Raw genomic sequence first — 19,519 nt, forward strand, 5'->3', positions numbered from 1 at the left:
AGTTTTACTGAATGAAAAACTTTGATGAGAATGAGAATTATTTGTGAAAAGTATGTGAATACTCTGAGCTAATTTAAGCTCAGAGTATTTAATAGATTCCTACTAAGAATTATTCGCCACGTTTGGGGATAGCTTTGATTTCCTCGTCTGTAGGCCAGTATTTATGCAGATCTTCCAGCTTAGGAACTGTACCTGATCTCACAACACGGAAACCAACCCACACGGCATCAGTATGATACCAAACCGACTTTGGAATTTGCGGATCTTGCACTTTCCATTCGGGGTTAGATATGAAGCGTTTAGCGGAGCGTAGTTCACTTGCATCATTTAAATAAGAACCACCACGAACCACGCGTTCATAAATTTTGTTTGGCCAAAATTCAGTTTCTTCAAATGGGTTTTCTAAGGGAGTGTTTGGGGCTAAATTTACGGGGTCTTTCTTGGGGCCATTTGCATAAAATTCTGGATCAAAGCTATCGAGAACCCATTCCGAAACATTACCATGCATGTCGTGTAATCCCCAAGCATTAGCTTTTTTCTGTCCGATGGGCTGATATGATTCATTTGCGTTGTCCGCAAACCACGCGTAGTCACCAAGTTTATCGGCATCATCGCCAAAACCATAAGCTGTTTTACTTCCTGCGCGGCAAGCATATTCCCACTCAGCTTCAGTTGGTAAACGGTAGAAGTGGCCAGTTTTTGCACTGAGCCACATGCAATAAGCTTTGGCAGCTAATTGCGTCATGCAAATGACAGGACGTTTTTCTTTGCCCATGCCAAAACTCATATCTAAGTAAGGTCCGGTTGGACGAGAGACGATGTCGGCATTTTTATCGAGCTCATTCATGGTGAAATTTTCTGGTGTTCGACGTTCAATATCGAGGTCGAATTGCCAAGCTTCATATTCTGCCCAAGTGACTTCGTGTTTACCCATCCAAAAAGGTGAGATCTCAATTTCTTTAAGGGGAGATTCATCTTCTTGATCTGATCCACGTTGATACTTTCCTCCAGGGATAGGCATCATGGTAAATTCGTTTTCAGCTCCTTTGTTTACTGTGTAAGAAGTTTCGACTTTAGGTGCTTTCCCAGCTTGAGCTTCAAAGCCTAGAGCTTTGTAAAGCTGTGTTGCCATAATGATTTCTCTTTCACCACTCGCAGAAGAAAGAGTTTTGACGAATTCGCCAGAACTTTGTTTTTCTTCTGGCCAATTCGCCCCTTGGTCAATCCACGTTTTGAGTGTTTCAGATTCTTTTTTACTGAGAGTTGTTGGCATCGGCATTTTTGGATCATTGGCGGGTAAAATGGCCAAGTTATAAATAGAGCTTTTACTGGCATCACCTGCGGTGATTCTAACCCCGTGTTTACCTTTGGCAAAAGCGCTTGCCTTATCAGTGATAATGAGTCCGCCAGCACCAAGGTTTTTATTGTGACAAGTCATACAATGTTTTTCAAAAATTGGCTGAATGTCTTTTTTGAAATCAACTGCAGATACATAGCTTGATAAAACTAAGCTTGTACTAACACACTTTGTGAGAAAGTTCATACTAGGGTCCTTTAATGAATGAGTGGAAAGTTATCAGATTTAATTATACTGTCTTGAGTCTTGATCATTACAGAGTTTTGAGGGTTTTTCTTTGAAAAGTTAATAGAATCAGCAGATTTCATTACGGATAAAGCGGATGCAAGTGCGTCGGCTTCCATTGCAGTGGGTGCTATCATGGTAATGCGTTGATGATGGGTGATGGCTTGGCCAGTTCGAGGATCAATAATATGTGAGTAAGTTTTATCGTTTTTCTTTAAGTTCTGCAGCGCACTTCCTGAGGTAGCGACGGCGCCTTGTTTGAGTCGGATAAAAGAAGCAGAGTTCGAACTGTTTTTATCATTGATAAATATTTTCCAAGTGGAAGTGGGGTGTGCACTCATGAGTAAGTCTCCAGATGCGTCTATCATGGCGTGTTTGATACCCTCACGATTAAGGGTTTTCATCGCTGCATCAGCGGCATAGCCTTTGGCGATAGCGCCTAAATCAAGTTTCATGTGAGCCGTATTCAAGCGTACGGTTTGCTTGTCTGAGTTGAGTTCAAGTTTTTTGTATGAACAACGCTTTAAAGCTTTTTCGATTGATGCGGGTTCAGGTAACTTATTTCTATAGCGAGCAATGCGCCATTGGATAGATAATGGGCCACAAGTCACATCGAAAGCTCCGTGAGTTTGCTGTGAAATTTTTTGTGAATAAGCTAAAATTTTCCAAAGATCGCTACTAACGGGAGTCCATTGCATATGAGTTTGGCTCAAACGATTTAATTCACTATCGCTCAAGTAATCGCTACATATCTTTTCTAATTGATCTATTCTTTGAAAGGCTTTTTGCGCTGCTTTTTGAGCTTGGCTAGGATCTGAGCTATAGATTTTAAGACGGAAATCACAACCCATGAGCTCTTTCTTGAAATTATATTCATTGAGCTCAGAAGAGGTAAGTGAGTGTGTCAGTAAACAACAGATTAATGTAAGAAAAATATTCACAGTTTCCTTGGTCTGGATTCATCTTAAAGTATGTATTCGCAATAATGAGAGAATCTTGTGTACTAAAAATAGAAAATATTAATTTTCAGAGAATTCAAACTCAGCAAAGATAGGGCGGTGATCAGATATTATACTTTCTTCAATAACATAATGATCGACCGTATGACTAGGTAAATGACGGGTCATGATGAAATCAATTTCAGTTTCGGGTTGATCACTGGGCCAAGTTTTGTTGGGGCTCTTTTGTAAAATCGACCAGTGATTAGCCTTTAAATGAATGAGTGCAGGATCTGCTTGATCACCATTGAAATCACCTGCTAAGATAGTAGCTCGATTTGATTTAAGTTTGTCATTTAGGATTTGGGTTTGCGCTAGTCTTATTTTATTCCTATTCCATTCGTTGTGAATATTGACAAAAGAAATCATTTGTGATGTGTAGGGAGTGATAAGTTGAACTTCAATGGCACATCGCGGCTCGCTTCCTTTGGGCAAGTCATGCCTAATGGATTCGAGGATCGGAAACTTTGATAAAATGGCCATACCATATTCGCCACCATCATAGTTCATGAATTTTTCAAAATGATAATGCATGCCGAGAAGGTTAGCGAGTTCTTGGGCGATATCTCTATTTTCACTTCGAGCACAGTTTTTATCAACTTCTTGCAGAGCAATGAGTTCAGCGCCACTTTTTCTGAGTAAATCCGCTATTCGTTTAATGTCGATTTTGCCATCCATACCTTCGCCATGGCGTATGTTATAAGAACATACTCTGAGACTATGTTTGGGTTTTTGACTGATACAAGCATTACATATGAGCAGGATTAAGACAGTAAGATAAAAAGAAGAGCGACGCATATCTTAGTGTGAAAATACGGTTCTCATATTTTTTAGGATTTCTGCAAGGCGATCCTTATTGCCACCACCGACTTCTGCTGTGGCCCAACCTGAATAATTGATAGCTTTCAAGGATTTACAAACCGCTGGCCAGTCATTACTATCTTGACCAATTTTTGCTTGAAAACCCTTCCAGACATTGCCACCTTCAGGCTGAATAATATAAGGCTTTACATCTAGTTTCATGATCTTGTTGCCAAGAACAGGGGCCCAAGAAGCGGGTGGGTTGTAGCGAACTGTATTGCCGATGTCAAAATATGATCCAACTAAGTCAGAGTTGAGCTCATTAATGTATCGAAGCGTCTCTTCAGGAGTCGTTAAGAAGTCATTCCAAACGTTCTCTAAGAGGATATTGATATTTAACTCTTTGGCTAAGGGGAGTGCTTTTTTGACTTCAACAATACTGCGTTGCCAGCATTCCTCGTAAGTAGTACCTTTTTTTACTTTGCCAGGAACTAAGAGGACGGAGCTAGCGCCATAAAATTTTGCATCGCGAATAGCTTGTTTAAAGCCTTCAAGTCCTTTGGCACGAGTTTCGGGATTTGGATCCGATAGCAGAAGTTTCCAGTGGGTACTACAAACGACACCATGGATGGGGAGGCCAGTAGCTTCACTTGCGGCTTTGAAGGCCTCGCGCTTACCAGAGGGGGCGTTGACTTCTATGCCATCGTAACCTAAATCTTTAACAAGCTGAAACTTTTCTTGTACGGAGCCTTTTTCTTTGATCATGCCGTATTTGAGGGCAAACTTGATCTCGAGTTTATCAGCCGAAACTGAAAAACAGACTAATAGGATTGAGAGCAGTAAACTTGACTTTTTCATCTTGGGTTACACAAACTTTGTGATGCCAGGTTGAGCCACTGGTGCAACAGAAATAGGCGTGTCTAATGTGTAGGCACTAGGACTTAAATCCTCTTTAGATTTCATGAGGTGATCCCAAGTAAGTTTCTTCCCTGTGTAACCTGACATACGACCTAAGATTCCTAAGCCACAACTTTTGATGGATTCTTCGCCATTGTTGAAATATTTACCTGCACGTAGGTGCTCAACTAAAACGCGTTGTTCATGCTGGTGCATCTGTTCAAATTTTCCTTTGACGGCCCAAATTTGCTCACCTTTGGAGTTGTAGATTCTACCGCGTTGAAAGTCCACTTTTCCTTTGGTACCATAGGCGACGTCACCTACATAACGATCTGTGCCCCCCTGTTGACGGCAAGTGAAATTACCGGTTATGCCATTCTGGAATTCGTAGTTTACTGAAAAATGATCATATACATTACCAAATTTTGCATCTGTTCTTGATTGACGACCTCCGAATGAAAGCACGGATTTAATATCGCCATCGCCAGCTAACCATTGCATTTTATCGATACTATGAATAGCTTGTTCCACAATATGGTCACCAGATAACCAAGTGAAGTAGAGCCAGTTTCTCATTTGCCATTCCATATCAGACCAATCTTCCTTGCGACCACGGTGCCAGAGGCCTCCCGCATTGTAAGAAGTTTGAATGTTGATGATGTCACCAATAATACCTTCTTTAATTTGTTTCATGGTTTCGACTTTGGGGCCGTCGAAACGATAACAGAAACCGCATAAGAAGTACAAGCCTTTTTCTTCACATTTACGAATGGCTTCGGCAGCTCTTTTTAAACCTGCAGGGTCGCAAGCTAGTGGTTTTTCAGCAAAAATGTGTTTTCCAGCATCAACGGCTGCTTCCATATGAATAGGGCGAAAGTGTGGGGGGCTTGCAAGAAGTACAATATCAACTTCAGGCATGGCCATGACTTTTTTGTAGGCATCAAAACCTGAAAAGCAGGTATCATCACTTAATTGTACTTTATCACCTAAGCGTGAGAAGCGTTTTTGAGCGGCAGCCACTTTGTCGGGGAAAAGATCAGCTAAAGCTACTAATTGAATATTGTTATCAACCTTAAGGATTTGGCTAGCTGCTCCTGAGCCACGACCGCCACAGCCAATTAATGCAACTTTAAGTTTTTTTGTCTTTGCTGCGGTGTCAGCAAAGGCAGATTGAGTAGCAATTGAAGAAGTGAGTAAGGCAGCAGAGCCTTTCATAAAGTTACGGCGATTGTGAGTTAAGTTCATGTTATTCTTCCTTGGCTAATGATTTATAATAGCTTTATATATCATGTGAAATATCTTAGGTCAAATCATTTCACATATAAAAAATTGTATTTTTTGGTAATTTAAACATTTTTCTTCTAGTCTTTAAGTAGGCTTATTGGTGTAAAAGACTTAGTTTGACTCGTGTCTAAGTGTATTTTTTATAGAGTGATTAATGAGTGCTTGATCTCGTATAGACGCCAGTGAACACCACTATGCATTGCTTAGTAGTGTCTATAATGAAAATAGAAGGGGAGAGTTGCTCTTTATTTACTTTCGAGTTCTTCTGGTGAAGGAAGTTTGTCGTGGATCGGCCAATTTGAGAAGGCTAATACCCAAAAGAAAATAAAGGGGCCTATAATAGGTATAAGGCAAATGGTGGCTTTGGAAGTGTGCAAGCCCGTTTTTTTGCAGGCAATCGAAGAAAGGATAAAGATGCTCAATGTGAGGCCGATTAAGATTAGCCAAGGAGACCATTGAGCGGGATTGACAGGTATGAGGTCTATTGAGCTTGAAGCATAAAATGTTTCAATATTTAATAAAGTACTCATTAGTTTTCTCCCTCTTGTGCACAGAAACTGGAGTGGAGTTTCCAATTATTAAAACAAATTATCCACATAAAAATAAAAGGTCCAAGAACAGGAATGATACAGACTGCAGCTAAAGAGCTTGAGAAACCAGCTTTTTTACAGATCGCAATAGCAGGCCAGAAAAGGGAAAGTCCCAAACCAAGGACGATTATCCATGCGACTGAAAAACTACTCTCTAATTTTTCTTGTAGGGCTACTTTTTCTTCAACGCTCATTACCTCTTTTTTGTTACGGTCTGAGAAATCAATGTTCATATTGAGATATGATTTAGCATCCTTCCAATTACTCTCTTGCCCGACTTCAGAAAAAATAATTCTCGAGATTGTATGTTCGTCTTTAAGAATTTTCGCGAAGGGGATGGCAATCTCCATGTAATTACCTTTGGAGGCATTCATGATACTGTCGGCGGAATAAGAAACAACTTTTTTGGGTGCAGTGCCCTTTTTGCTGATATTGTAAATGTCATAATAAGGCACGGCTTTATTATTGAGTTTTACTGGTATAGCGTATTCAAAACCAGGTGCTTTAACGTACTTGTTTAAACGCAGGTTTTCATCTGAACCAGTTGCTTTATTGTTGTCTACATCAAAAAGGATTTTTAAAAAGGCTTCGTCTTTAATGGCGCCAACATGGTTTTTTGTGTTGAGGAGTAGGTAAATGTGTTCTTGATCCATGGCCATTTTGATGGACATGATATCGGTATATGGAGGTTTGAGATTTATACCAAAATTTTTGCTCAAATAAGGTATAGATTTCCAGTCTTGAATAGAGCCATCAATTTTGATGCTTTTACTCACAGGAACCTTGTAGGCCTCAGTTTGGTCTTGTGCAAAACAAGTTGTATAAATTAATAAAAGAGAGAATAAAATATGTCTCAAAAAACACTCCACGTAGTTGTAATAAAGTTTACATAGTTTTTTCAGCTACGCAAGATCAACTCAAGCTAGAAAAGTCGGTGGCTCGTAAAAAAGAATGATTTTTTCCTAATAAAGTCTCTAATACTTCACTTTTTACGGTTTTGCGCAGAATTGTATCTTCTTTTAGTTCATCAGGAAAACGGTAAGCATAGTGCGCTGCCAATTTCGACCAAGAGTCACTGACGCCACTACATAAGTTTATTCTACGCGAACTTAGAGATAGATCCGCCAGCTCCAGCGTAAGTGTAATGATGTCATCCACATGAATGAGATTGACTGTTTTTTGAGGGTTTTTTATTAGGCCTTTTAGAAGCCAGTTTTTTGGATCGCGTTGGGGACCAAAAATCCCACTCAAAGTGAAGATGTTGGCGCCTAATTTTCGAAGCCTTTCTTCGGCAATAAGTCGTGGATTATCAAGTTTGAGTGGGGTGGATTCAGTGATCACTTGATTATCAAATTCATGTTTGTAGACTGATGAAGTTGAATAGATGATGATTTGCTGAGATTTCTTTAGCAAGTATTCATAAAAGAGAAGTTCATTTTCTTGGTTTTTGCAGGCAAAAGTCCAGATGACGATTTTTGCCTCAGGTAAGCTACTCCAAGAATCCTTATCGTTTAAGTCAAAATAGATCTGTTCGGAGGATTCTGGGATGCGGCTAGTTATACGAGCATTTTTTATTTTTTTGATTAAACGAGAGCCACAATAGCCATTGCCTAAAATTAGATAGTCATACATAGGTTAACTTAAAATATTTTTATTCGAAAGAGAGTTGTAAAAAAGGGTAATAGAATCAGTTTTTAATTAAACGTCAATAGGAGACTAGACTATGGAAAAACAAGAAGAAAAATCAAATGGCCTATTAAAATTTTTAGGCATAGGCTGCTTAGGTTTTATTATTTTAGGAGGCCTCACTACCTGGTATGTGGTGAATAATATAAAAAGTATCACAGCCGAAGTTGCCCAATCAATTGCCGAAACCTTGATTAGCAAAACTGAATTGTCGGAAGAGGATAAAAAGGAGCTCATGCTTATCCTAGATGAAATTACTGAAGAAGTTAAGAAAGGTGAAATCAGCGAAGCGCAATTCAGTGCCATGCTACAAAGCTTTAGTGAGAGTGGTTTATTACCAGCTTTGGCCTTACACTTTTTTGAGAATACATATCTGAGCAAGGCAGACTTGAGCCAAGAAGAAAAAGATGAGATGCTAAAGCACTTGAGTCGTTACCGTTGGGGCCTGATCAATGAAAAAATAGAATATTTCACTCAATCAAATACGAAGATAATGGATATCGTCAGCGTTAAAAATGGTGAGACGGATGAGCTTAAGCAAGAACTCACAAAGGAAGAGTTGGAGACGGCCATTCAAATTATGAAAGACGCGGCAGATACAAATAATATTGCAGATAAAAAGTATAAAATTGAAGTAGCCAAAGAGATTCGCAAAGTTCTGGATCGAGCTAAAAATAAAACTTTAGAACAAGAATCTTCCGAATTACAATAAACTCATAATATATTAAGAAAAAAGCGAGCCCATTTATGCGTTACCTTATCCTCTTATCCTTTTTCTTTTCAGCCTGTCAAGTTATTGATCCCGTAGATCAATATGAAGCGAAGCAGTTGAAATCAGAACAAGATCAATTCCTCGAACGGCAAGTTCGTTTAAAGAAAGAAGCTGAAAGCCATAACTTAGAAGAAAAAGCAGCGTATTTCGAAACTAATATTAAGCAAAGGTTGCCTGCTGGTCTGGCAATGATTCCCAAGGTTTACACTGAAAGTGGAAAGCAAGAACTACGAGTTGACTTAAATTGCCAATTATTAGCAGCAATGGCCTTTAAATATGATGTCACACGTGATGAAAAAGATTTGGAGTTTATCAAAAAGCTTTTTAATAGTTTCATCCAAGTTGATGCAGCTAATGGTATGGATGGCTACTTACCTGTTAAAGTTAAATATGATGACGAAAGAACGCAGATTTTAAATAACGAATGTCATGAAAATGTTTATGTACAGTTATTTTTTGCTTATCAAATTGTTTATGATAAAGTCCCGCAATTAAGAGAAGAAATCCGACAGCATTTAGAAGTTATTTTTAGACATTTCATGAAGAACAATTTTACTTTGCATGATCAACACGACCAGGAAGTTCCTTATAGTGATTTGAGCCCTAATGCCTGGCAGGTTTATAATAATCGTCGTTTGTCGTTGATTTCGATGATAGATTTAGGTCGTCGTTGTTTTGGCGGAGAATTACGTGCTGAATTAGAGTTGATTTATTTACAGTTGCTCAACCTTTCTTATCCGTATTTTGTGCAGCGCCAGACATATAGAAGTTTTGGCTTGGAATTTCCGACGCACTCAAGTTCTTGGCTGAACTACCTGAAAACATACAATGGCTATAATGCATCAGGCTCGAGTTTTTATAAGAAGACTTTTCAAAATTTAGAAAAATTTTACAAGGGGCAAAATAACCCTTTCAGTCAGTTGATAGGAGTGAAGATGGAGCTCTATGATTTAGAAGAAGTTAGTGGAGTGGTTAAACAAAGCTTAGAAAGCTTTCCATTAGATCTACGTCAATTTCCTACCTTTGGCTCAATGAATAGAGATCATAAATTAGGTAGGTATGTTAAATTAAAAGCACAGAATGAGTCAAGGGAATTCGTCCCTGTCTATGCACGCCCCTTAGAATCAATAGAATGGAAACACAATCAATTGCGTTTGGATGGTAATTTCAACTCCAAAGGAACAAAGACTTTTACTGGAGTGGATTACTTAATTGTATACTGGATGTGGCAGAGCTTAAAAAAATAGTATGGAAATCCCCTTTCAATTACAGTCTGATTTTGAACCTGCAGGTGACCAGCCGGAAGCAATAGAAAAACTTTTAGCAGGGCTTGAATCTGGACAGCAATTTCAGACTCTTTTGGGGGTGACTGGCTCAGGAAAAACCTTTACGGCAGCTCAACTTTTGGCGAAGGCGGGGCGCCCCGTTTTGGTATTGGCACAGAACAAAACTTTAGCAGCGCAGCTCTTTAGTGAATTTAAACATTTTTTCCCAAAAAATCGAGTCGAATACTTTGTTTCGTATTTTGATTATTATCAGCCCGAAGCCTACATACCGCAAACAGATACTTACATTGCTAAAGATAGCTCTGTAAATGATGAGATAGAGAAGTTTCGCTTGTCGGCAACTTGTTCCTTACTTGAGAGACGAGATGTCATTGTGATAGCGTCCGTTTCGTGTATTTATGGCTTAGGGGATCCCGAAATGCTGACACGAATGAGTGTGAAGCTCGCAGTTGGTGATGAAATGGACCGGGATGAACTCATCCACTTGTTGATTGACAGTCGTTATGAACGCAACGATACTGCGCCGAGTCGAGGTGAATTTTCGGTCAGTGGCGATGTGATTAATATTTTTCCATCTTACAAGGATGATTATATTCGCATTGAGTTTTTTGGTGATGAGATTGATGAAATTACGCTGCGTGATGAACTCAATCATTCGGTGATAGAGAGTATGGAAAATACTTTGATTTTCCCCGCATCACATTTTGCTACCTCAAAAGATCGTTTAGAAAAAATGGTTCCCCAAGTTTTGGAAGAATTAGATGAGCAAGTCTCTAAGTTCGAAAATGAAGGCAAGTTAGTAGAGGCCCAACGCATTTATCAAAGAACTAATTACGATATGGAAATGATTGCCGAGTTGGGGTATTGCCAAGGGATAGAAAACTATTCGCGCTATGTGACTGGGAGGCCGATTGGTTCGCGTCCATTTACCTTAATAGATTTCTTTCCGGATGATTACCTTACGATTGTCGATGAAAGCCATGTAACCATTCCGCAGTTTAGAGCGATGTATAATGGTGATAAAAGCCGTAAGTCGAGTTTGGTCGACCATGGCTTTCGACTTCCTTCAGCCTTAGATAATCGCCCTATGAAATTTGAAGAGTTTGAAGCGAAAATGGGACAAACTATTTTTGTGTCGGCAACTCCCACAAATTATGAAATAGATAAAAGTCAGGAAGTGGTGGAGTTAGTTGTTCGCCCGACAGGGCTTCTTGACCCAGTAGTAGAAATTCGTCCCCTTACGGGACAGGTGGATGATTTGTTAGCGGAGATAAGGGATCGTGCCGCAAGGAAAGAACGTGTAATCGTCACTTGTTTGACTAAGAAGACATCGGAAGACTTGAGTGATTACTTACAAGATTTGGGTGTAAAATGTACTTATATTCATTCTGGAATTGATACGATTGAAAGGATTGAGATTCTGCGTGAATTGAGATCGGGAGAAATTGATGTCGTTATAGGTATCAATCTCTTGCGAGAAGGCATGGATTTGCCCGAGGTATCTTTAGTGGCCGTTTTAGATGCCGATAAAGAGGGGTTCTTGCGTTCAACAACAGCGCTTCTACAGATTTCAGGTCGAGCGGCAAGGAATGCCAATGGTTGTTGCATACTCTATGCGGATAAAATAACTGGAAGTATGCAAAGATTCCTAGATGAGACCGGTAAGCGTCGCGAGAAACAAATAAAATTCAATGAAGAAAATGGTATTGAGCCCAAGACAATTATTCGCAAAGAACAAGAAAGCCTTTTCTCGGGTGGTGGCTCAGCTCCTGGAAAACGAAAGAATAAAAAAGAAAGTGTCGTCGAGTTGCGTGAAGAGGATATTAGTGAAGAGCTTTTGCGTGATTTGAAAAATGAAATGATTAAAGCTGCTGAAGCATTAGAATTTGAGCGTGCTGCAGAACTGAGAGATAAAATCAAAGAGCTGAAAGAAAAGCTTTACTGATGAATGACTTAATAAAAGCTTACAAGCAAACAGATTATTTAGTGCCTGAGTTTGATCTCTGTATTAAAATTGATCAATGTTCTGAGGATTTGAGGGCCTTTTGCGAGAAACGCAAAGTTGAATCTTGGGCTTTTATTACAGCACACAATCCCTATTCCAAACTCTTGAATCCTATGGAGAATGAGGCCAGAAATCAAAGCTTAGAGCAAGACCTTTTAGACTATGACTTTTTTCATGGCTTGGGACGTGGGAAAGATTCCGACTGGCCCATAGAGAATAGCTTTTTCGTCTTGAATATAAGTCTTGAAGAAGCTGTTTTATTAGCAAAAAAACATCAGCAAAACGCGATTGTTTATGGCCTCAAAAATTCAGAGGCCAAGCTCATCTTGAATCGAGATTTTGAGTAATTATTTACCACCAAAATCAGCTTTGCGACTTCTCCAGATTTGGTGAACGTGATTCACTTTAGTTTTTTGCGTGCCGTTTTGTGTATTAAATAAGAGGATCACTAAATCATTACCAATGATTTGGTAATGGTGAGGCTCCTGTAAGTTAGTTCCACCATAATAAGTGAAGCGCATGTTCTCCTTGTCGGCTTCAATTTCCTTCCATACTTGATTGGCATAAATTTCCTGTAAGTCATCAATATAGGCTTTGCGAATCAGAGTCATCAAATCCTTTTGTTGTTGTGACTTCAGTTGCTTCCAGTTAATGCCATCTTTATCATACTCACCTGGGCTAGCTTTTTTGCCTTCCTTCATGTCACGCATGGTGATTTTTTCTTTATGAGCTAAGGCTTTTTGTGAGGGATCAAAAGATTTAACTAAATCAAAGGCTGCGTCTTCCGCAAAAGCGAGAGGGCGTTCACCTTCTCGTAGGCTTGAGCTCGAGTTCTTAAAAATTTTTGCGGGATTCGCACCAAAAAACAGGGGGGTGCCGCTGATTAAGGTCTTGTCATTAAAAGTAAAATTGACTGAAATGTGGTGACCTTCAAAACTGAAGCCCCACTTACCCTGATTAACTTTGCCAAAGAGGGTGAAATAAAATTTCTTTGGGTCACGATGATCGCCTTCGACTTCACGGAGGATTTTTTCCATTTCGATCACAGCTTTAACTTTTTTAATTCCTTGATCAGAGAGCACATGAGCCATGATATGAAACATTTCGTCACTCTGCTCTTGAGTCATTGCGGAAATCGCTAAGCCCTTTCGTTCTTTCATGGGGACATAGTGCCATTGAGTTCGCTCAGCAGAATCAAAGTCTTTACTCACAAGGGCTTTTTGTTTTTCATCGAGCTCTTGGTACCATTCATCAAAACCGTGGGCAAAGAGAGCGCTGTTGAGGGTGAATAAACTTAATAGAAATACTTTTATCATGACAAACTCCGTTAATTGATATCTTATATTTATGCTGCAACTTCGCCTAGATTAACAGTGAATAGAAAATAAAACACAAAAAAAGGTCATAAGCTGAAAACTTATGACCTGATTATTGAAGTGTATGAGGCTTTATGTGGCGACGATATTAACTAATCGGCCAGGTACCGCAATAACTTTGCGAACAGTTTTACCTTCAATACGTGATTTAACATCAGTATCTTCCAAGGCAATAGCTTCAAGTTGCTTTGCATCGCAGTCAGCGGCTACCATAATTTTTTTAACTGGCTTACCAAGAACTTGAATCAAGATTTCTACCTCAGAGAGTTTGAGGTAATCTTCATTGAACTCCGGCCACTTAACATAAGCAATCGTTTCATTATGTCCGAGTTTCTCCCAAAGTTCTTCAGCAAGGTGAGGTGCAAATGGAGAGAGTATGGTAACAAAATCTTCAATGGCTGACTTTGGAATAGATTTTAGTTTACTAAATTCGTTGATGAAAATCATCATTTGTGAAATCGCTGTGTTAAAGCCAAAGCTTTCGATGTCTTCGCCAACTTTTTTGATTGTGGCGTGAAGTGTGCGACGTGACTCTTCGCTGAGTTCGGCATCGTCAGTAATATTTGAATTGAGTTGACCTTCTTCATTAACAACAAGTTTATGGCAGCGCGTCAAGAATTTATTGATGCCATTGATACTGCTAGTAATCCAAAGTTTAGAGTCCGCTAGGGCACCCATGAACATTTCGTAGAGGCGGAGTGAGTCAGCACCAAATTCTTTAACAATATCATCGGGGTTGACGACATTTGAGAGAGATTTAGACATTTTACCTGCCATTTGCTCGAGCTCTTCACCAGTGTCTTTATGGAAGTACTTTTTAGTTGAATCGAGTTCCATGTTAGAGGGGACGGGTTCGCCTTTTTCATCAACAACAAGATCCGTACCAACCCAAAAACCAGCTTTATTCTTATAAGAAACAGCGAGGATCATACCTTGGTTAAAGAGTTTCTGGAAAGGTTCTTTGACAGAGACAATGCCTAGATCATAGAGGACTTTATGCCAAAAACGAGCATAGAGAAGGTGAAGGACGGCGTGCTCAGCACCACCGATATAAAGATCGACAGGCATCCAGTATTTTTCAATCTCAGGATCAAAAGCTGCTTCGCTATTACCTGCATCAATATAACGTAGGTAATACCAACACGAACCCGCCCATTGTGGCATGGTGTTAGTTTCACGACGACCTTTCATGCCCGTTTCAGGACAAGTGTAATCAAGCCATTCAGTGGCGTTGGCTAAAGGAGATTCACCAGTAGAAGAAGGGTGGATGTTTTCCATTTCAGGAAGTCGTACGGGAAGTTCATTTTCAAGAGTTTTAATGGAACCGTCTTCCATGTGAACAATTGGGAAGGGCTCGCCCCAGTAACGCTGACGTGAGAAAATCCAGTCACGTAAACGGTAGTTGGTTTTTTCTTCGCCAAGGCCCTTGCTTACGAGCCAATCAGTGGCTTTGCGCTTGGAATCTTTAACTTCCAAGCCATTAAGATCTAAGCCATCTTCATTAGCGGAATTAATGAGTTCGCCATTGCCCGTCCAACAAGCTTTACCAGCAAGTGCTGCTTCAACATCCACACCTTCGTATTTAGCTTCTTTAAGGTTTGGCGAGATGATACATTTGATGGGGAGTTCAAAGGCTTGGGCAAATTCGAAGTCACGTTCATCATGTGCAGGTACAGACATAATGGCACCCGTGCCATAGCTTGAAAGGACGTAGTCAGATATCCAGATGGGAAGTTTTTCGCCATTAACGGGATTGATCGCATATGCTCCCGTGTGAACTCCAGTTTTTTCCTTATTCTCTGAACGGTCTTGTTCCGACATATTGCGAGCTCTAGTAACATAGGCTTCGATTTCGTCTTTTTTGTCAGTCGTAGTAATTTGAGAGACGAGATCATGTTCAGGAGCGAGAACCATATAAGTTGCTCCGAAGAGTGTGTCTGGACGTGTTGTATAAACGCGAATTTTTTCATCGTGGCCATCAACGGTGAAGTCGACTTCGGCTCCAATAGATTTACCTATCCAGTTACGCTGCATTTCTTTGATGCCTTCAGGCCAATCGAGATCATCAAGACCTTCTAGGAGCTGTTCGGCGTATTCGGTGATTTTGAAAACCCATTGTTTCATCGGTTTGCGTTCAACCGCATTGCCTTTTTCATCCATGCCGTTATTAACTTCTTCGTTGGCTAATACAGTGCGCGTCGCAGGACACCAGTTGACGTCGACATTATCGATTTTTGCAAGGCCTTTTTTGTAGAGCTGAAGGAAGATCCATTGAGTCCATTTATAATATTTCTCATCAGTCGTATTAATTTCGCGATCCCAGTCATAAGAAAAGCCGAGTTCCTGTATTTGACGACGGAAGTTATCGACGTTTTTCTCAGTCGTAATCGAAGGGTGAACACCCGTCTTCATGGCATATTGTTCAGCGGGAAGTCCGAAGGCGTCCCAGCCCATGGGGTGAAGCACATTGAAGCCTTTTTGACGTTTGTAGCGACAGATGATATCCGAAGCCGTGTAGCCTTCTGGGTGACCGACGTGAAGACCAGATCCTGAGGGGTAGGGGAACATGTCCAAAGCATAAAACTTTGCTTTGGTTTCGTCTTTTTCGACTTTAAAAGTTTTGTTTTCGAGCCAGAATTTTTGCCATTTACTCTCGATGGCTAGGTGGTCGTAATCTTTAATGATTTCAGACATAAATGATTCTCGTTTATAAATTTTAAAAAAATGTCGGGAAATCTATCATAAGAAGTCTAAAAACCAATAGGCAGATAGAAGAACTTTAAGTTCTTTTAAAGTGGATGAGATGATTGAGCTTGTGGACTAATTACGACCACGAATTTGTTGGATAATATCATTGATGAGTTTGTTATCCAAACGAGCGCCAGGAAAGTGCGAAAAGACTTCTTTGATATGATTGTAAATTAATACACTTACAGTCTTTAAAGAAGTGTGGACAGGGATGCAAATATCTAAAGTGATTTGGTCCGATTCACAGGGGCTGCCAAGAGGAAGGTGATAGTCGTAGTCAGTCCAGGATTCGAGTTTGCGGCCTTTCATACCACTGAGGACGATTTCAATATTGGCACTCTTATCGTCGGGGATATAGAAGACTCGTGCAAAGTTAATGCTAGCATCAATGATTTCGCAAATGCGAGTTATCAGACTTACTGGATCCATGCAGCGTTCTTTATGGAAATAGAGGTCGGAGTTCAAGACTCGCTTGTGGTAGAAGTAGCCTTCGGGACTCGCACGCCAGAAATCTAAGTGGCTCTTTTGTTCATGAATGGTGTCTTCCTTAAATAGGCGACAAATGTAGCCCTCAAAACAGTTATCATAGGGCTCGATTGTACTGCCTTCTTGACGCACATCCAACCAAAAGGGCCAGCCACTTAGGTTGCGATTTGCCCCTAGGAAACGCTCCAAAAAGCGTCCGTCTAAACTTTGCCCAATGCATTTGTGGTTCAAATTGACCGAGGCCTCTAAGTAGGCAAACTTACGATTAAGCTTGGGGCCGGCATTATACAAAAAACGTTGGCGAGAATTGAGGACGAAATTCTGGAAAGGGTTATAAAGGTCAATGCCTTCGCTCACATTGTTGAGTGCGGTGAATTGTTGCATCAGGTCATCGAAGTGACGGCGCATAAATCTTGCTATATTGGCCTCGCGATTATCAATACAGATTTCCATCATGAAATTCATTTCTTCGTACTCGGCCATCTTAGTTTCAAACTTGCCCGCCTTAAAAGCTCGTACATAAGCAACGTTTTGTTGAATGAGCATTTTATCACCCATCATTAAGGGCCTGCGGATACCAATAATTTTCTTTACACCTGAGCCTACGTTGAAGACGGGGTACTCGAGACCATCTTTTTTCCAGAAATTTAAAGTGACAGGGAAAGCAGAGGAGCAATAACGGTGGAGTAAAAGAAGGACAAAGTCAATTGAATAAATTTCGCGGATGTCCCCATCGGGTCTGCGTTCTAGGTCAGGGCGACAGTTGTCGTCGCAAAAGCCGATAATGAGCCGTCCACCATTGACGTTATAGAGGGCGGAAAGAGCCTTGATGATTTTTGCCTGATGTTCAGGATTGTCGAGATCTAACCAGGTTTTTAATTCGGTAGAAAGGTTTTCTACAGTGAATTCTAAAGGGTTGTACATGACGGATCCTTTTAATCAAACGTTTCTTTACTTTAAGTGCTTTATTGACTTTCTAAAAGGCTATGAAGCTCAGTGCGTTTGATTTATGATGAATTTTTCATGAATCCTTATTAGATGATAATTAAAAACCCTTTCTAAAATGATTATTAAAGATTAACTTGGCGAGTTTTGATTTGACTGAGTTCAAACAATTGCTTATGGTGGTTTTAACATAAAATTTGACGTAATCATACAATATAAATAATGATTTGAATTTATTGTAAGCATTGATTTTTTCAGATCTTAGAATTTTAAAAATCTTATAATAAAAATTAACGGAGTGTTTATATGAGTGATGTAACATGTAAGTCGGGGCTCACTGAGTCCGAGAAGTCCACGGTGTTTTGGGCATCTTTTTTAGCCCTATTAGCTTGTGGTGTTGGTTTTACTTTCCGAGTAATGACAATGGGTAACTGGCAAAAAGAATTTGGTATAAGTGGTCAAGAAGCTGGTGTTATATTTGGTTATTCCTTATGGCCAATTGCGGTTACAATGATTTTATTTAGTCTTATTGTAGACAAAGTTGGTTATAAGCCATCTATGTATTTAGCATTTATTTTACAAGCGATATCAGTAGTTATGTGTGCTATGGCCAATACCCCTGAGTTCTTAAAATGGGGTTGTTTCATGGCGGGTTTAGGCCATGGTATTGTTGAAGCTGTAATTAACCCAGCGTGTTCTTCTATGTACACCAATGACAAATCAACAAAGCTCAACATACTTCACGCGGCATGGCCTGCCGGTATTGTGGTTGCTTGCTTGTTCATCTTACCCGTAGGGGTTGCCGAATCAGCTGCAGGAGTTGCTGTTGTTGAAGGTTCTAGTGGCTTGGCATGGAGAACTCATTCATGGTGGATGTTGCTCCCCGTAGCTATTTATGGTGTGATGTTTCTTAAAGCTAAATTCCCAATTGATGAGCGTGTACGTGCAAATGTTACTTATAAAACCATGTTACAAGACGTTGGCTTTTTAGGTGTGTTGATTGCAGGAACATTATTGTTTTTCGAACTCTATAAAGTATTTACTGCAACTAATCCAGAAAATCTAATTTGGTGGAGCCTTGGTTTTGGCCTTGTTTTTTCTGCGGCCTTTGGTGCTTACACTAAAAGCATCGGTAAACCATTATTTTTCTTCTTATGCTTACTAATGATTCCCTTGGCGACAACTGAACTAGGTACTGACGCTTGGATTAAAGAACTTATGACTCCAGTAATGGGTGAATGGGCAGGTTGGGCGATTGCGTTATCTGCATTCATTATGATGTTTTTACGTTTCTTTGCGGGTACACTTCTTCACAGATTTAACCCTCCTATCGTATTGATGATTAGTTCCTTCTTCTCAATGTGTGGTTTGATTATGCTTTCTAAAGTTTCTGGTGGCGTTGTTTTTGCAGCATTTGTTCTCTATGCTATTGGTCAAACTTTTTACTGGCCAACAGTATTAGGGTTAGTGTCAGAGCGTTTCCCTAAAGGCGGCGCATTAACACTTAATACGGTGTCAGCAATTGGGCTTCTTTCAGTCGGTATTATTGGTACACCAATCATGGGTGCATTTTATGATAGTAATTTAGCTAAAGAAGTGAAAAAAGTTGATACGGTTATTTACGAGTCTGCTCAATCTGAGAAAAATTTCTTCTCTGCCAAGTACACTGGTATTGACAAGGCAAAAGCTGAGACTGCTGCGGTGACTGCAGGTAAAGATAAAGAGTTTGCAGTAGCTGTTGATAATGCTGGTCGTGGAGCTCTTCAAACTACTGCATTAGCATTTCCTTTAGTGATGCTCATTTGTTTTGGTTTGATTGCTTTTTACTTCAAAACCCAAGGTGGCTACAAACCTGTAATGCTTGAAGACGGTGACGATAACGTTCATGACGACCCAGAGGGTGAGCCTATCCCAGGTGTAGAACTCTAAGATTTTCTACTAGATCTTTTAGCGGCTGAGTTAATTCTCAGCCGCTTTTTTTTGTCTTGATCTTATGGAAAAGCTCTTATCACTTTGCTAAATATCTTCATAGACATTACTTTGCTTAAGTTAATGGAGCCTCT

The 19,519-nt window shown here is 40.0% G+C and carries 16 protein-coding genes; 5 read left to right on the forward strand and 11 right to left on the reverse strand.

Annotated features, from left to right (window positions below; genetic code table 11):
• Positions 1-109 precede the first annotated feature (109 nt).
• The 8 genes from PQO01_RS14010 to PQO01_RS14045 form a co-directional block, all read right to left on the reverse strand.
• Positions 110-1,543 (reverse strand): SUMF1/EgtB/PvdO family nonheme iron enzyme, encoded by a 1,434-nt coding sequence (locus tag PQO01_RS14010; protein ID WP_274314712.1) that lies wholly within the window; start codon positions 1,541-1,543, stop codon positions 110-112.
• 11 nt (positions 1,544-1,554) lie between these two features.
• A complete protein-coding gene (locus PQO01_RS14015; protein ID WP_274314713.1) occupies positions 1,555-2,523 on the reverse strand; it encodes an FAD:protein FMN transferase in 969 nt (322 codons plus the stop codon).
• Between the two features lie 78 nt (positions 2,524-2,601).
• The gene (locus PQO01_RS14020; RefSeq protein WP_274314714.1) at positions 2,602-3,378 is read right to left on the reverse strand and encodes an endonuclease/exonuclease/phosphatase family protein; all 777 of its coding nucleotides are present in this window, start codon (positions 3,376-3,378) and stop codon (positions 2,602-2,604) included.
• A gap of 3 nt (positions 3,379-3,381) precedes the next feature.
• Positions 3,382-4,239 (reverse strand): sugar phosphate isomerase/epimerase family protein, encoded by an 858-nt coding sequence (locus PQO01_RS14025; RefSeq protein ID WP_274314715.1) that lies wholly within the window; start codon positions 4,237-4,239, stop codon positions 3,382-3,384.
• A 6-nt stretch (positions 4,240-4,245) separates the two neighbouring features.
• A complete protein-coding gene (locus tag PQO01_RS14030) occupies positions 4,246-5,523 on the reverse strand; it encodes a Gfo/Idh/MocA family protein (protein ID WP_274314716.1) in 1,278 nt (425 codons plus the stop codon).
• A 284-nt stretch (positions 5,524-5,807) separates the two neighbouring features.
• Complete coding sequence (locus PQO01_RS14035; RefSeq protein WP_274314717.1) at positions 5,808-6,092, reverse strand: hypothetical protein; 285 nt, start codon at positions 6,090-6,092, stop codon at positions 5,808-5,810.
• Entirely contained in the window at positions 6,092-7,009 is a 918-nt protein-coding gene (locus PQO01_RS14040) for a hypothetical protein (protein WP_274314718.1), read from the reverse strand. The genes PQO01_RS14035 and PQO01_RS14040 overlap by 1 nt, the downstream gene beginning before the upstream one ends.
• Positions 7,010-7,064: 55 nt before the next feature.
• The gene (locus tag PQO01_RS14045; protein WP_274314719.1) at positions 7,065-7,784 is read right to left on the reverse strand and encodes a Rossmann-fold NAD(P)-binding domain-containing protein; all 720 of its coding nucleotides are present in this window, start codon (positions 7,782-7,784) and stop codon (positions 7,065-7,067) included.
• 91 nt (positions 7,785-7,875) lie between these two features.
• On the opposite strand from PQO01_RS14045, the gene PQO01_RS14050 reads away from it, so the two are divergent.
• From PQO01_RS14050 to PQO01_RS14065, 4 genes are read left to right on the forward strand one after another with little or no spacing between them, the layout of a single operon-like run.
• On the forward strand, positions 7,876-8,550 hold the full coding sequence (locus PQO01_RS14050) for a hypothetical protein (protein WP_274314720.1): 675 nt from the start codon (positions 7,876-7,878) through the stop codon (positions 8,548-8,550).
• A gap of 35 nt (positions 8,551-8,585) precedes the next feature.
• The gene (locus PQO01_RS14055) at positions 8,586-9,857 is read left to right on the forward strand and encodes a hypothetical protein (RefSeq protein WP_274314721.1); all 1,272 of its coding nucleotides are present in this window, start codon (positions 8,586-8,588) and stop codon (positions 9,855-9,857) included.
• 1 nt (position 9,858) lies between these two features.
• Positions 9,859-11,841, forward strand: a complete 1,983-nt coding sequence (gene uvrB, locus PQO01_RS14060; RefSeq protein WP_274314722.1) for an excinuclease ABC subunit UvrB — start codon at positions 9,859-9,861, stop codon at positions 11,839-11,841.
• Positions 11,841-12,248: a DUF3293 domain-containing protein gene (locus PQO01_RS14065; RefSeq protein ID WP_274314723.1), complete on the forward strand. Its 408-nt coding sequence runs from the start codon at positions 11,841-11,843 to the stop codon at positions 12,246-12,248. The genes uvrB and PQO01_RS14065 overlap by 1 nt, the downstream gene beginning before the upstream one ends.
• Here PQO01_RS14065 and PQO01_RS14070 read toward each other — a convergent pair whose 3' ends face one another.
• The 3 genes from PQO01_RS14070 to PQO01_RS14080 form a co-directional block, all read right to left on the reverse strand.
• Positions 12,249-13,217 (reverse strand): DUF3500 domain-containing protein, encoded by a 969-nt coding sequence (locus PQO01_RS14070; protein WP_274314724.1) that lies wholly within the window; start codon positions 13,215-13,217, stop codon positions 12,249-12,251.
• A gap of 132 nt (positions 13,218-13,349) precedes the next feature.
• Positions 13,350-15,971, reverse strand: a complete 2,622-nt coding sequence (leuS, locus tag PQO01_RS14075) for a leucine--tRNA ligase (protein ID WP_274314725.1) — start codon at positions 15,969-15,971, stop codon at positions 13,350-13,352.
• A 126-nt stretch (positions 15,972-16,097) separates the two neighbouring features.
• Positions 16,098-17,435 carry a hypothetical protein gene (locus PQO01_RS14080; protein ID WP_274314726.1) on the reverse strand — a complete coding sequence of 446 codons (1,338 nt, stop codon included), beginning with the start codon at positions 17,433-17,435 and terminating at the stop codon, positions 16,098-16,100.
• A 327-nt stretch (positions 17,436-17,762) separates the two neighbouring features.
• Between PQO01_RS14080 and PQO01_RS14085 the strand changes: the two genes are divergently transcribed.
• Positions 17,763-19,385, forward strand: a complete 1,623-nt coding sequence (locus PQO01_RS14085; protein ID WP_274314727.1) for an MFS transporter — start codon at positions 17,763-17,765, stop codon at positions 19,383-19,385.
• The last annotated feature ends 134 nt before the right edge of the window (positions 19,386-19,519 follow it).

This window comes from Lentisphaera marina (assembly GCF_028745505.1).
GTDB lineage: Bacteria > Verrucomicrobiota > Lentisphaeria > Lentisphaerales > Lentisphaeraceae > Lentisphaera > Lentisphaera marina.

Coding starts and splice junctions, on each gene's coding strand:
- PQO01_RS14010 (WP_274314712.1), bottom strand. CDS start 1,543: ATGAACTTTCTCACAAAGTGTGTTAGTACAAGCTTAGTTTTATCAAGC.
- PQO01_RS14020 (WP_274314714.1), bottom strand. CDS start 3,378: ATGCGTCGCTCTTCTTTTTATCTTACTGTCTTAATCCTGCTCATATGT.
- PQO01_RS14025 (WP_274314715.1), bottom strand. CDS start 4,239: ATGAAAAAGTCAAGTTTACTGCTCTCAATCCTATTAGTCTGTTTTTCA.
- PQO01_RS14030 (WP_274314716.1), bottom strand. CDS start 5,523: ATGAACTTAACTCACAATCGCCGTAACTTTATGAAAGGCTCTGCTGCC.
- PQO01_RS14035 (WP_274314717.1), bottom strand. CDS start 6,092: ATGAGTACTTTATTAAATATTGAAACATTTTATGCTTCAAGCTCAATA.
- PQO01_RS14045 (WP_274314719.1), bottom strand. CDS start 7,784: ATGTATGACTATCTAATTTTAGGCAATGGCTATTGTGGCTCTCGTTTA.
- PQO01_RS14050 (WP_274314720.1), top strand. CDS start 7,876: ATGGAAAAACAAGAAGAAAAATCAAATGGCCTATTAAAATTTTTAGGC.
- PQO01_RS14055 (WP_274314721.1), top strand. CDS start 8,586: ATGCGTTACCTTATCCTCTTATCCTTTTTCTTTTCAGCCTGTCAAGTT.
- uvrB (WP_274314722.1), top strand. CDS start 9,859: ATGGAAATCCCCTTTCAATTACAGTCTGATTTTGAACCTGCAGGTGAC.
- PQO01_RS14065 (WP_274314723.1), top strand. CDS start 11,841: ATGAATGACTTAATAAAAGCTTACAAGCAAACAGATTATTTAGTGCCT.
- PQO01_RS14070 (WP_274314724.1), bottom strand. CDS start 13,217: ATGATAAAAGTATTTCTATTAAGTTTATTCACCCTCAACAGCGCTCTC.
- leuS (WP_274314725.1), bottom strand. CDS start 15,971: ATGTCTGAAATCATTAAAGATTACGACCACCTAGCCATCGAGAGTAAA.
- PQO01_RS14080 (WP_274314726.1), bottom strand. CDS start 17,435: ATGTACAACCCTTTAGAATTCACTGTAGAAAACCTTTCTACCGAATTA.
- PQO01_RS14085 (WP_274314727.1), top strand. CDS start 17,763: ATGAGTGATGTAACATGTAAGTCGGGGCTCACTGAGTCCGAGAAGTCC.